8 protein-coding genes and 2 pseudogenes are annotated in these 14,057 nt (G+C 60.9%); 5 read left to right on the forward strand and 5 right to left on the reverse strand.

Translation table 11 applies throughout. The features are described from left to right. Positions 1-11 precede the first annotated feature (11 nt). From MSL71_RS04060 to MSL71_RS04080, 5 genes are all read right to left on the reverse strand, one after another. Entirely contained in the window at positions 12-1,322 is a 1,311-nt protein-coding gene (locus MSL71_RS04060) for a chemotaxis protein CheW (RefSeq protein WP_180137370.1), read from the reverse strand. A 41-nt stretch (positions 1,323-1,363) separates the two neighbouring features. Further along, positions 1,364-4,441 carry a hybrid sensor histidine kinase/response regulator gene (locus MSL71_RS04065; RefSeq protein WP_180137371.1) on the reverse strand — a complete coding sequence of 1,026 codons (3,078 nt, stop codon included), beginning with the start codon at positions 4,439-4,441 and terminating at the stop codon, positions 1,364-1,366. Positions 4,442-4,515: 74 nt separating this feature from the next. After that, the gene (locus tag MSL71_RS04070; protein WP_180137372.1) at positions 4,516-5,124 is read right to left on the reverse strand and encodes a chemotaxis protein CheW; all 609 of its coding nucleotides are present in this window, start codon (positions 5,122-5,124) and stop codon (positions 4,516-4,518) included. Positions 5,125-5,171: 47 nt separating this feature from the next. Further along, entirely contained in the window at positions 5,172-6,512 is a 1,341-nt protein-coding gene (locus tag MSL71_RS04075; RefSeq protein WP_180137373.1) for a response regulator, read from the reverse strand. 669 nt (positions 6,513-7,181) lie between these two features. After that, positions 7,182-7,910, reverse strand: coding sequence for an amino acid ABC transporter ATP-binding protein (locus tag MSL71_RS04080; protein WP_180137374.1), 729 nt, complete (start codon positions 7,908-7,910; stop codon positions 7,182-7,184). A gap of 403 nt (positions 7,911-8,313) precedes the next feature. On the opposite strand from MSL71_RS04080, the pseudogene MSL71_RS27015 reads away from it, so the two are divergent. The 5 genes and pseudogenes from MSL71_RS27015 to MSL71_RS04095 all read left to right on the forward strand — a co-directional run. After that, a pseudogene (locus MSL71_RS27015) lies at positions 8,314-9,555 on the forward strand (Tll0287-like domain-containing protein); the annotation flags it as partial. Between the two features lie 15 nt (positions 9,556-9,570). Then, positions 9,571-9,777, forward strand: a pseudogene (locus MSL71_RS27020) (histidine kinase dimerization/phospho-acceptor domain-containing protein); the annotation flags it as partial. Positions 9,778-9,804: 27 nt separating this feature from the next. After that, positions 9,805-10,287: a sensor histidine kinase gene (locus tag MSL71_RS27025; protein ID WP_484482035.1), complete on the forward strand. Its 483-nt coding sequence runs from the start codon at positions 9,805-9,807 to the stop codon at positions 10,285-10,287. 130 nt (positions 10,288-10,417) lie between these two features. Next, positions 10,418-11,803, forward strand: a complete 1,386-nt coding sequence (locus tag MSL71_RS04090) for a sigma-54-dependent transcriptional regulator (protein WP_180137376.1) — start codon at positions 10,418-10,420, stop codon at positions 11,801-11,803. Between the two features lie 494 nt (positions 11,804-12,297). Further along, positions 12,298-14,040, forward strand: coding sequence for a YeiH family protein (locus MSL71_RS04095; protein WP_180137377.1), 1,743 nt, complete (start codon positions 12,298-12,300; stop codon positions 14,038-14,040). Positions 14,041-14,057 lie beyond the last annotated feature (17 nt).

Here is a 14,057-nt window from a genome sequence, read left to right on the forward strand (position 1 = left end):
CGCAACGATTCTCACAGACCTTCGTCCCCAGGATAATCAGCTGCCACGGAATCGGCCGCCAGCTCTGAGACCACCTCAACCATCATGCGTTTGACCACACGGTGGACCACCTTTTCCAACAGGGCGGGGGAGATGGCCTCAGCCAGGGCATCGTCTGTAACAGGGGTTTCGCGTGCGTCCACCGCAATCTCGCTATCAGGGGCAAGGAGTTCTTCGGCTTCCGGTGCATCACACGCTTCCACCGTTAGCTCGATATCTGGAACAAGGAGTTCCTCTGCCTCAGGGGCATCGAACGCTTCCACCGAAAGCTCCATGTCAGGAACAGGGAGTTCTCCTACCTCAAGGGCATCAAATGCTTCCACTGCAAGCTCGATGTCAGAAACAAGAAGTTCTTCTGCCTCAGGGGCATCGAACGATTCCACCGATAGCTCGATATCAGGAACGGGGAGTTCTTCGGCTTCAGGGGCATCACACGCTTCCACCGATAGCTCGATGTCAGAAACAAGAAGTTCTTCCGCTTCCGGGGCATCACACGAGTCCACCGTTAGCTCGATATCTGGAACAAGGAGTTCTTCGGCTTCAGGGGCATCACACGCTTCCACCGAAAGCTCGATATCTGGAACAGGGAGTTCTTCGGTTTCAGGGGCTTCGAACGATTCCACCGATAGCTCGATGTCAGGCACAGGGAGTTCTTCGGCCTCAAAGGCATCAAATGCTTCCACGGCAAGCTCGATGTCAGGCACAGGGAGTTCTTCGGCCTCAAAGGCATCAAATGCTTCCACGGCAAGCTCGATGTCAGGCACAGGGAGTTCTTCGGCCTCAAAGGCATCAAATGCTTCCACCGCCGGTTCGATGCCAAAAACCGAAAGATCGTCTGTCACCGGGATCCGGCTTCGGGAAACAGCCGCCCTGCCCACGGCTTCCGGACGAATCAGGGGAACCCAGCCATCCGGGCCGTGCAGGGCCTCCGGGAAGAGGTCCTTTGCCGGGCCGTTAAAAACCGGAGGCATCTCCGCCAGATCCTTATCAGCCCCTTCCAGCACCTTGCCCACTCCGTCCACGGACAGGGCCACGGCCCCGTCTTCCAGGCGAAGGATCACGGTTTTGGCACCGGAAGTGTCGCCATTTCGGAAACCGGTCGCCCCCAGGAGCAGCGACGCGCTGTACAGGGGCACAGCCTCCCCTTGGAAACCAACCGATCCCATCTGCACGGCGGCCTGCCTGCCGCCATGCTCCGGGCGGCCCTGTTCCACGGAGACAACAGAGCCCATGTCCACGCCCAGGGTCAGGGGCCCCACAGTAAACGATAAATAGGTATGCATCTGGACCCCTTTCCGGGTCATGAGGGTGGGCCGTGCCCCAGTCACCGCATGGCCAGTCGTTCAATCAGGTTGAGAAACTGCCGGTTGTCGAAGGGCTTCACGACGTACCCGTCGGCCCCTAAGGCCCTTGCCTTTTCCCGGTACTTGGCCGTGGACCGTGAGGTGAGCATGACCACCGGAACCGTGCGGCAGGACGGGTGGGACCGCCTCGCGCTCAAAAATTCGTACCCGTTCATCCTGGGCATCTCCACGTCCAGGACAATCACATCGGGGGTAAGGGAGGAGAGTGTTTCCAGGGCCTCCACCCCGTCCCTGGCAAAGGTGGTTTTCCAGCCCCGGCTTTCCAAAAGCCGGGCCACCACCTGGCGGACGCTCACCGAGTCATCCACAATGAGGACCTCCAGGGGCGTGTCGGCCTCGGGGTCCTTCACCGGCGCGGCAGGCCGGGCGTTCCCCACCTCACCGTCCAGCAGCTCCCGGACGTTGAGGATGGGAACCAGGCTCCCGTCCCCCATTACCGTGGCCCCGGAGATCCCCTTGACATATTGCAGGTGACTGCCGAGGCTCTTGATGACAATCTCCTGCTGCCCCACGAGGCTGTCCACGGCCAGGGCCGCCGTCCTCTCGGGGGACTCGATCTTGAGCACAAGGGGCCTGTCCCCCACGCCCTGTCGGCTCGCAGCGTCATCGGCCATGCCCAGAACCCGGGAGAGGCGATAAAACGGGAACACCTCGTCATCCACCCGTACCGACTCCATGGGTTCGCGCACCATGTTTTCCGGATAGACCCTCAGCATGTCGCTGATTTCGTTGAGGGGAACGGCAAAGGTCCGGCCCGCCGCCGTACACAGCACAGCGCGGGTCACGGCAAGGGTCAGGGGGATACGCACCAGGAGCACCGTTCCCTGCCCCGGCCCGGGTGATGAGATGCGCACCGAGCCCTTGAGTTCCTCGATATTGGTTTTCACCACATCCATGCCCACCCCGCGGCCGGAGATTTCCGTCACCTCACCCCGGGTGCTGAACCCGGGGGCAAAGACCAGGGAGACCAGCTCGTCGTCGCTCAGGGATGCGGCATCCACACCGGCCATGGCCTCAGCCCTGCTGCGGATGGCCGCAAGGTTCAGACCGGCCCCGTCATCCCGGATCCGGATCAGCACCTGGTTCCCCTCCCGGGAGGCGGAGACCGCGATGATACCGGTGTCGGGTTTGCCCGCCTTCCGGCGTGTCTCCGGGTCTTCAATACCGTGGTCCACGGCGTTGCGAAGGATATGCAGCAGGGGGTCGGACAGTTTTTCCCAAATCACCCGGTCCAGCTCGATGCCCTCTCCGCGGATGGTCAGGCGCACCTGTTTTGCCAGCCTGTCGGCCACCTCGCGAACCGCCCGCCGCATCCGGGTCGTGATCACGGACATGGGGGCCATGCGGATGTGCATCAGCTTGCCCTGGAGCTCGCTCAACAGGACCCGCTGCCGGGTGACGTACCCTTCAAAGTCGCTGTGAAGGGTCTGCATGACGCTGTAGATCTCCCCGATGTCCACCGCGGATTCGGCCAGATCCCTGAGCATGAGGTTGAATTCGGAGTAGCGGTCCAGCTCCAGGCTGTCGAAGTCGCCGAAGGGATCCCCGTCACCGGCCTCGGCCAGGGCCGCGCCCGGTTTTGCGATGGCCTTGACCTCGTAGCCCACCTGCAGGCTGCGGGAGGTCTCCCGCAGGCGTGCCCGGGACAGGTCCAGCTCGGAGACCGTCCCCATGAAGGCGTCGAGCTTCCGGTCAAAGGCGCTCAAGGCGATGATCTGTTCGGAGGCGAGGTTGACCAGGTCGTCGAGCTTTTCCATGCCCACGCGAAAGGTCCCCGACAATGCGGGGCCCGGGGCGCTTGCAGCCTCCCGGTCCATGGCTGCCTCATCCTCAAGGGACAGGGCATCGAAGATCCCCACGCTCTCTCCGGGCTCACCGTGGGGGCCATCCCCCGCCCCAGGGGCAGGTGCTCCGGGGGAGGCGCCGCGGATGCGGCAAAAATCGGTTTCTAAGCCGGACATCTCCTGATCCGTTACCCGGGACGGGTCGGTCAGGAAGAGGGCCATGATGTCTGTTGCCCTCAAAAGCACGGCCACGGCCTCGGGCGTGATCTCTTCGGCCTCGTCGTAGAGCCAGTCCAAAAGGTCTTCCACCCGATGCGCCCAGGCGGGGAGCCCGGTCATACCCACAAGGCTTGAGGCCCCTTTGATGGTGTGCACGGCCCGGCGAACCTGGCGAATCTTCTCTTTTTCGTCCGCCCCCATGATCATGGGCTCCGCCACCTGGGCCTCTAAGGCCTCCAGGTTTCGGTTGATGGACTCCACATGCTCTTCCACCTCGTCGTTGAATACGGCGAGGATCTCCGGGGCCACCCCGCTGGGGGCGTCGCCGCTCTCCGGCAGGGCCCCGGGCAGGCTGTCCGGTTCCTGTTCGGGAACGGGATCGGGACGTACCGGGGGGGCATCAAAAAGAAAGGGATCCACCGACGCCACGTCGTCGTCCTCGGGCATGGGCATCCCTTCAAGGCCCTCGGCACCCGAAGGGACATCGCCCAGGAGAAGCTCGGCTTCGTCATCCCCTTCAACGCACAGGGTGGGTTCAAGGTCAGGCTCCGGCACCCCGATCCCGGGAACAGAAACGTCCCCGGGGCCGGGGTCTTCGCCGAGCTCTTCCAGAAACAAGGCCATGGCCTCCTCGTCCCCTGTTTCGGGCAACCCCCGGAGGCGCCTGAACACCGCCACCGACCGGGCAACCATGGAGATCTCATGGGCACGGTCCGTAATCCGTCCCCGGGCAAAGGCGTCAAAGTGATCCACGGATTCTGCCATGGCATCAAGGAAGGGGGCATCCACCGGCAGAGCGCCTTCCATGGCCTCTTCCAGCGCCTCTTCCACGGGGGCCGCCGCATGGCTCAGCCCCACAAGCCCCACAAGGGACGCCGCCCCGTGGATGATATGAACCAACCGGTGGAGTTCCTGAACCTCCTCCACACGGCGAGGCTCGGCGGAGAGCGCCTCGATCCCGCTGCGAAGCAACGGAATGTAAGTTGTCACTTCATCTATAAACCCATTGACAATGCTGCTGTTTTGAGATCCCACGATACAATTCGTCCCCCATATTGACTGTCGTAACGGCTCGAACGCTCCGTGTTGAGCCTCCGCTCCGTATCCGCTCACGCCTTTCGAAAGCTGTTCATCCGGTCCGAAGTCAGCAGTGCCTTCACATCAAGAAGGTAGAGCAGCGAGTCGCCGGTGGCGGCAACCCCTGCGAGATAGGGCGTGATATCCCCCCTGGTGAACGGGTTGGAAGAGACCTTCCACGCCCCTTCGGCCAGGGAGACCATCCCCTCCAGCCGATCCACTCGAACCCCCACCTTGAGGTGGTGGGCATGCAGCACAACCATGCTGCCCCCTGCCGGAGAGGCCGAAGGCCCCCTGCCGAAAAAGGCTTTCAAGTCGACCATGGAGACCACGTCCCCGCGAATGTTGCTGATACCCGACACCCAGCCGGGAAGGTTCGGCAGCGGGGTCACCTTGGGGAGCCTCCCCACCTCCAGGGCGCAGCCCAAAGGAACCGCAAAGTGCACCCCATCCATCCGAAAACGGATGTAGGGCTCGGAGTCGGCCTGGGCAGCCTCCGGTTCCCGGAATGGTCCTGTCTTTTCGGAAGAAAAGGAACCCTCCGGCTCCTCCGCCCCCATCTCAGCCAGCAGCTCGTCCAAAGGGGGCGATGTGTCGCTTCCCGCTTCCGGTCCGAACCCGTCGGTTTCTCGTTTGTCCATTTGTAACATCCCGTTTTTCAAAACAGGGCCGGAACACGGTCCACGCCCTACATGTGCTTGACTATGGTCTGCAACAACTCATCGGGGTTAAAAGGCTTGGTCAGGTACGCAGCGCTTCCTGCGATTTTTCCCTTCATGCGGCTCATGAACCCGTCCCGGCTGGTCAGCATCACAACGGGGATGGCCTTGAGGTCTCGCTTGTTCTTAATGATGGAGAGGATCTCGTATCCGTTCATCTTGGGCAGGATGATGTCCAGCAGGATCAGGTCAGGCCGCTCTTCGCTGAGTTTGCTCAAGGCCTCCAGGCCGTCCACGGCCTCAATGATGCGGTACCCCTTCATGTTCAGGGTCGCCCCGATGACCTTGCGCGTGGTGGCGCTGTCCTCAACCACCAGGATCGTCTTGCCGTCCCCCACGGTCTCGGCCTGGGGAGAGGCTTTTTCCCCCGTTTCATCCGAGACCTGCTGGGCGGCCATCCAGGTAAGGTAGAGCTTCAGCTGATCGGAAAAAAAGGGCTGTTCCCCGGCCAGGGCCACGGTATCGTTGAAGAGCTCTAAGGTTCGGTCTGTGTCCTTGATGTTGAAATGGCACATGGCCATGTAATACGACGCATAAAGGTTCCGGTTCGCTTCCCTTGCCAGGACCCTGGCAAAACGCTTCACCGAGGTGTCCACAACGTCGGAATCGCAGCTGCTGTTGCCCGGGGAGAGACTGGTACGGGTAATGAGAAGCTGCATCCCGCAATCCGTGCAGAGCACCGCCTTCATGTTCAGGGGCGCCCAGCAAAAGGGACAGCGCTTCACCCGGTCGTCGGTGACGGCGCCACGGGCCCTTTCGAACCGCTCTTTTTCCTCTGCGATCTCCTTGTCTTCCGGAGCCAGGAACAGGGCCCGTTCCAGGGCCCCCTGAATGGTCTTGAGGGTGCCGATGGTCCGGGAGTACCAAAGCCAGGCCCCGGCCAGGTGCTTGTTGCGGTTCAAGAGCGCCACAAGGAGCTGCTGCCCCCGTTTCAGCCGAAACCCCTCAATGTGGGCCACGGCCTCTTCAAGGGACCGGGCTTCATCGGCCCTCTGGTCTTTGGCCTCATCGTTGATCCGCTTGCCCTCGAGAAGCAGCTGCATCATGGAGGTGTGGATCCGCCGTGGCCGGTCACAGAATTTAAGAATTTCAATTTCAGGGGTGTCCCAGGAGATCAGCTCCAGGGCGGCGGCGTGGCCCGTCAGCTCCCACACGGCGGCGTCTACAATGGCCCCGTTCCTGAAATAGAGATACCCCACCCGACCCCCGGACCTCAGCTTCAGGGACCATGTTTCCTGGTTCATCTCAATCATGGTCACCATGCTGTCCAGGGAAAAACCCCTTACATAGTCATGCGAAGTACCAGCCAAAATCACCACCTTGCTCAGCACCTGGACAGATGCATCCTGTTGTTGTTGTTCTTGCTCGCCTCAAAGCATGCAGCAGCCCCCCGCAATAAAACCGCGCAATGCTACGCGGAAGATGAAAGCAGAAAACGGGCCAGATTCTTTCCCTTGTCATCTTTTCTAAACGCAAGGAAAACTCCTTTATACGCAACCAGATAAATTTACATGTTTTTTCTCATTGACTACATAATGAGCCCAGCCTGTCCCCCTTTCTGACCTCAACCGGCATGCCTTCGATGACTCATCAAAACCATGGCATTGCATGCCGAAATTACACTAAAGTGAACAACTGTCCGAAAAACAAAACGCAGTCATGCGCATCGGAAACAGCATCCGGGCTTTGTCTATTTTCTACAGCAGACAGCCACAAATACTGCGGCTGCGTTCCCTGTTTTTTATACCAACAGATTCAACAATTAGACAAAACAGATCCCGACAGGGGAACGCCCCCATAGCGTTCACTATGCCGAACAAACCGCACCCCGGCTCCGGCCAAGGCAGGAAAAACAGGGCATGGGTCTGTCAGGATTCTCCCCGGGGAAATGGAAATAACGGTGGATTTGAAGAGACAAAAAACCCCATGCCGACGGGACGACATGGGGTCAAAAGGAAGGCAAAAGAATGTTACGGAGCTCAGTGGGTCAGGATCTTGCTGAGGAAGAGCTTGGTGCGTTCATTTTCAGGGTGGGTGAAAAAGGCATCCGGGGTGTTGGTCTCCACCACCACGCCTTTGTCCATAAAGACAACCTCGCTGCCCACCTCCCGGGCAAAGCCCATCTCATGGGTCACCACCACCATGGTCATGCCCTCCCTGGCCAGATTCATCATGACCTCCAGCACTTCGTTGATCATCTCCGGGTCCAGGGCACTGGTGGGTTCATCGAAGAGCATAATCCGCGGCTTCATGGCCAGCCCCCTGGCAATGGCCACCCGCTGCTGCTGACCGCCTGAGAGCTGGGAGGGGTAGGCATCGGCCTTGTCGTGGATCCCCACCTTGGCCAGGAGCTCCATGGCGATCTCCCGGGCTTCCTTGTCCCCCATCTTCCGGACCTTTTTCGGGGCCAGGGTGATGTTGTCCAGCACCGACATATGGGGGTAGAGGTTGAACTGCTGAAACACGAACCCCACCTCGGTGCGTAGCCGGGTCAGGTCGGCCTTGGGGTCGTGAACCGCGATGCCGTCCACCACGATGGAACCGGAGTCGATGGGTTCCAGGCGGTTGATGCATCGGATGAGGGTGCTTTTGCCCGAACCGCTGGGCCCGCACACCACGGTGACATCCCCGGATCCCACGTGAAAGTCCACGTCCTTGAGAACATGCAGGTCCCCGTACCACTTATTTACATTATCAAACTGAATCATCCGGCCATGCTCCCGATGGATTGCGCGCGCCGCCCCGTATCCGGGACGGGCGGTTGATTCTGGTGTGGCGCCCCTTAAAACCCCCAGCGGCCCTTCAGGCCGCGTTACGGAACCTTTACCTCGTGCACGGGGAATTTCCAGTGGTCGCGTCATGTTTCAAGGCAACGATTGTTCACGACAATGAAACAAAAGTCAATCGTGAAGGCAAGGCCCAGCCCGCAGGTGCCTTTGTCCCTCAACCCGCCCCGGTGCCCCGTGGGCGGCCACAGGAAGATTCTGTCAATCCTCCTTTTATGCTATAGAAAAACAGATTCTCCCGGGGACTTCCCTTTCCGCGCCCGCTGCCGGGCCCGGCCGGTCGGAACCCGGCCCGACGTCCACCTTATGAAGTGACAGGTACCATATGAAACGTCGAGCGTCCCTTAAAAACCGGTTTTTTGCAGGGGCCTCCGCCATCCTGCTCCTTTTTTGCAGCGTGGTCTCCCTGGTGGAGTACGCCTGGCTCTCGGACCAGGTGGAGGAACAGGCCGCCCACAACGCCGCGCGCCATCTTGCAACGGCCTCGGCCATCCGCACCTATGCCAAGGATGTCCTGCGCCCGGTCATGGAAACCGAGCTCGCTGCCAACCGCTTTGTCATCGAATCCATGTCCACCTCCTACATCTCCCGGGAGATCATGAAGAACCTCAACGAAAGGTTCCCGGAGTTCACCTACAAACGGGCCGCAGGCAACCCCCGCAACCCCCTGAACCGGGCAGACCCCTTTGAAGAGGAGCGCATTGCCTGGTTCGACACCCACCGCGAGGAGGCCGGCTGGGAGGGCATGATCACCCGGTCGGACGGCACCCACTACGTCAAGATGGAACCCATCACCGTGGAAGCCTCCTGCCTGAGGTGCCACGGGGTCCCCGAAGACGCCCCGAAAGAGCTCAGGGAGCGTTACGGAGACACGTCCAGCTACGGATACGCCGTGGGAGACGTGGTGGCGGCCGACACCCTGTACATCCCCATGACCCACTACCGCATCCAGATCAAGGAGAAGGCATGGGGTGTCTTTATCGTGGGGTTTGCCGCCCTCTTCTGCCTCATGGGGCTCTTTCGCCTCCTCTTCAACCGCACGGTGCACAACCGCCTCTCCCACCTGCTGGAGACCTTCACCCGGTTGTCGGGAACCTCCGGCGATACCCCCAGCGACCCCATCGCGGCCGGTGACGAGGTGGACCGCCTGGCCCTGGCCTTTGAAGAGGCCGCCGAGAACCTGGAAGCCGCCCACCACGACCTCACCCGCTCCGAGAGCAAGTACAGGCGCCTTTTTGAACACAGCCCCAACGCCATCCTTCTCTTCGGAGCTGACGACCGCCTCACCGACATCAACCGGGCAGGCCTCTCCCTGTTCAAGCTCGACTCAATGGCCGAAGCCTTTCTCATGGAAGCCTTCCACACCCTTTTCTGGGACGGCCGAGACGCAGCTACCGTGGACGCCCAGGTCAAGGAAGGGCTCGTCCTCTACGAAAAAGAGCTCTCCATGGTGGACCGCTTCGGGGTGCGCATCGACGCCCTGGTCACCGCCACCGGCCTCTTTGACGAGGCCTCGGGCCGCTACCTGGGCATGGAGATGGTCTTAAGGGACATCACCCGGCAAAAGCAGATCAACGCCCACCTGGCCCAGACCGAAAAACTCGCCTCCATCGGCCAGCTCGCCGCAGGGTTTGCCCATGAGATCAACAACCCCCTGGGGGTCATCAGCTGCTATGCGGACCTCATCGACAAACAGGTGAAGGGCAACGCCCAGCTCAAGGAGGACGTGGGGGTGATCACCAAGCACGCCTCCCTGTGCACCCACGTGGTGGAGTCCCTCCTCAACTTCGCCCGTGTCAACAAGCCGGAATTCCTCATGCACGACCTCCACGGCATCCTGGACGATATCCTCTCCATCCTGCGCCACCGCATGGAAAAAGTAGGGGTCACCGCCCAGACCCGCTACCTGGCCACCGGGGTGGAGCTGCCCCTGGACCCGGAAAAAATCCGGCAGCTCTTCATGAACCTTGTCATCAACGCCATCCAGGCCATGGACAAAGGAGGCGAGCTCACCGTTTCGACGCGCCTTGTCGACGCCAGCCACCTGGAGGTCACCGTGGCCGACACCGGCGTGGGCATCAGCCCCTCGGACCGCACGCGCATCTTTGAGCCCTTTTTCACAACAAAGGCCAAGGGCGTGGGCACGGGCCTGGGCCTGTCGGTGAGCTACGGCATCGTGCGGCAGCACGGCGGAACCATCGACGTGGAGAGCACCCCCGGGGAAGGGACCTGCTTTATGGTCACCCTGCCCCTGAGGGCAAAAGAGACGAAGAACAAACCTCCGACGGACAGGGGATAACCCCCTCGCGAATGCCACGAAACCGTTCGCGAAATGGTTTCCATAGGGTTTCCCGATGCCCACCTGGCCGCAGGAGGCATGCTTTTTGGACCGACTTTCACCATAAGAAGACAAAGGACATGAATTACATATGGAGCGCCTTGAAACCATCCTCATCGTGGACGATGAAACGGACCTGACACGGGGCCTTGCACGCACCCTTCAGATGGCCCTGCCCGTGACGGTGCGCACCGCCGCAAGCGGCGAAGAGGCCCTGGTCATCCTGAAACAGGAATCCGTAGACCTTATCCTCACCGATATCAGCATGCCGGAGATGAGCGGCATGGAACTCCTGGAACAGATCCTTGCAGACGATGCCACCCAGACCGTTATCCTCATGACGGCTTACGGCACCATCGACGTGGCGGTCTCAGCCATGAAAAAAGGGGCCTGGGACTTCCTTCAGAAGCCCTTTGCCTCGGACACCCTCGCGCGCATCGTCACCAAGGGCCTGGAGCGCCACCGGCTCCTCAGGGAGAACCGGGAACTCACGGCCCGCCTCGCCGAAACCTCGGGCAGCCCCCTCGTGGGCAACAGCGTCCCCATCCGCCAGACCCTGGACACCCTGGCCATGCTGGGACAAAGCGACGTCACCGTCCTGATCCGGGGAGAGACCGGCACAGGCAAGGACCTGGCTGCCCGCATCATCCACGAGGCCAGCGCCCGCAAGGCCAAGCCCTTTGTCACCGTCAACTGCCCGGCCCTGCCCGAGGGGCTCCTGGAGAGCGAACTCTTCGGCCACAAAAAAGGGGCCTTCACCAACGCGGACACCGACAAAGTCGGCCTCTTCGACCAGGCCAGGGGAGGCACCCTCTTCCTGGACGAAATCGGCGACCTCACCCCCGGCCTCCAGACCAAACTCCTCAGGGTTCTCCAGAACCGGGAAATCCGCCCCCTGGGCGACACCGAAAGCCACACCGTGGACGTGCGCATCCTGGCCGCCACCAACCAGGCCCTTGAATCCAAAATCGACGACACCTCGTTTCGGGCCGACCTTTTTTACCGCCTCAACGTGGCAACCGTCACCATGCCCCCGCTGCGGGACATACGCGACGACATCCCCCTTCTGGTGGAGCACTTCCTCTCCAAGGCCTCCCGGGACCTCAAGCTCCCCAGGAAACAGCTCTCCCCCGTTCTCATGGCCTCGGTGTGCAACCGCCCCTGGCCGGGCAACACCCGAGAGCTCGAAAACACCCTCACAGGCTGGGTGGCCCTCACCCAGGGCGACACCATCGACCTCTGCGAAGTACCGGACACACCGCCCCATGGAGCCCCCCCCACGGATTCCTTTGCCGTGCCCTACCTGGACCAGAAGGAGAAAATCATCGAATCCTTCACCCGGGACTACCTCCACCGCCTCTTTACCGAAACCGGCGGCAACGTGGCCCTCTCCGCCCGCAAAAGCGGCATCAAGCGCCAGTCCCTCCAGAAGATCATCCAGCGCTATGCCATCGACGTGGAGTCATACAGAAAGTAGGGGAAAGGATAAAGACAGGGAAAAAACGGCATCCCTTGGGATCCATACAGGCGAAACACCTCGAAATCAGCGCACAAGTGTGCGTTCTCTATGGCCCCATCGCCTCACCATCCAGGCCATCTTTTCCCTGCCCCCCCAGCACGGCAGGTGCCCCCCCAAGGAGGCACCCTATCATCTCACCCGCCGGGGGCTGTCTTGCCCCTTGCCCTCCAACGCTCTTCATCAAATACGCTGATGGATTTCATTCATTGCCCTTGCGCCCCCTGCAGGGGGCACTCCGCGACACCCGGCAATATCCATAAGCGATTTTTATCGGTTTCATTCCGAGAACTTATGCATTCCGTTGCATCACCTGGCATTCCCCTTGCTCCTTTACAGGGCATGAATTGTTTGCCGGGCGCTGCCCTCCATGCAGGGGGCAGGGGCCTGCTTCACCCGGGCACACCTTTTACGAGGGACGCTGTTTCACCACCATTTGGGAGGAGAAGAGAGATATGACAACGGAAACCAAGGACAACATCGTCTACGACAGTGGCAAAGGGCGCCTGTCGGACTTATGGAAAAAAGAAGATTACTGGGCCATCTGGCTGGGCTTTATCCTGCTCTTTGCGGGCATGATCATTTACTTCCCCAAGGGAGACGCCGCGGTCAAGGCCAAGATCACCGAGGCCAACGCCACCTTGACCCAGGAGAGTGAACGGGCGCCGTTCAAGACCATTGAGTGGTACTCGGCCGTGGACGCCAAGAAAAAGCTCAAGGCCACCTCCAGCCCCGTGGGCAAGGCCATCAAAAAATTCACCAGCAAGCCCCATAAATGGAGCGGCAACCCCATCTCCGCCTTTTACCTGAGCGCCGAAGATGCCAAGGCCCTGTCGGCCAAGGGGATGGTGAAGTACGACGCGGGCAAGGCCAAGGTGTCCGAGGCCCTTGAAGCGGCCACCGCAGCCCAGGCAGCGGCGGCTGCCGCAAACTTCGGCGACACCGCCCTCAATGCCGATGCCGGCAAGAAAATCGATGACTGGCGCAGCGCCCACGCCAAGCTGGGCAGCCTCAAAAAGAAGGCCAACGTCAAACCCTACAACCTGCTGCCCGGCCTCATCGGCTTCATGATCTTCCTGGCCCTCTTCTTCGGCGTGGGCATCGCCTTCATGGGAGACTCCTTTGCCAGGTTCGCCAAGGCCTTCTGCTTTGTCTTCGCCGTGGCGGTGCTGGCTTACGTGGCCGCGGCCAACGCCACCATGAAGCACTACGGCATCGGCTACGCAGCCTGGGCCATTCTCTTCGGCATGATCATCAGCAACACCGTGGGCACCCCCGAGTGGGTGAAACCCGGGGTCCAGACCGAGTACTACATCAAGACCGGCCTGGTACTCCTTGGGGCTGAGGTGCTTTTCAACAAGATCCTCTCCATCGGTATCCCGGGCATCTTCGTGGCCTGGGTGGTGACCCCCATCGTGTTGATCTCCACCTACTGGTTCGGCCAGAAAATCCTGAAGATCGAATCCAAGACCATGAACATGACCATCTCCGCGGACATGAGCGTCTGCGGGGTCTCGGCAGCCATCGCCACGGCCTCGGCCTGCCGGGCCAAAAAAGAGGAGCTGACCCTGGCCGTTGGCCTCTCCCTGATCTTTACCTCCATCATGATGATCATCATGCCCGCCGTCATCAAGGCCACCGGCATGGACTACATCCTGGGCGGCGCCTGGATGGGCGGTACCATCGACGCCACGGGCGCCGTGGCCGCGGCCGGCGCCTTCCTCTCGGAGCGGGCCCTTTACGTGGCCGCCACCATCAAGATGATCCAGAACGTGCTCATCGGCGTCATCGCCTTTGGGGTGGCCATTTACTTCGTGGCCGAAGAGGAGGCCGCCAGCGGCCGCAAGGTGGGGCTCATCGAAATCTGGAACCGATTCCCCAAATTCGTCATCGGGTTCATCATCGCCTCCATCGCGTTCTCGACCCTCTACACCTCCATCGGCAAAGACCTGGCCTATGTCATCATCGACCACGGCGCCATCCGGGGCTTCTCCAAAATCGGTCGGGGCTGGTTCTTCTGCCTGGCCTTTGCCAGCATCGGCCTGGCCACCAACTTCCGGGAGCTGAAGTCCTACTTCAAGGGAGGCAAGCCCTTGATCCTCTATGTCTGCGGCCAGAGCCTCAACCTGTGCCTGACCCTGATCATGGCCTACATCATGTTCTTCCTGGTCTTCCCGGAGATCACCGCCAAGATCTAACGGAATAAGGAGAAAAC

This window comes from Desulfoluna butyratoxydans (genome assembly GCF_900699765.1).
Lineage (GTDB): Bacteria > Desulfobacterota > Desulfobacteria > Desulfobacterales > Desulfolunaceae > Desulfoluna > Desulfoluna butyratoxydans.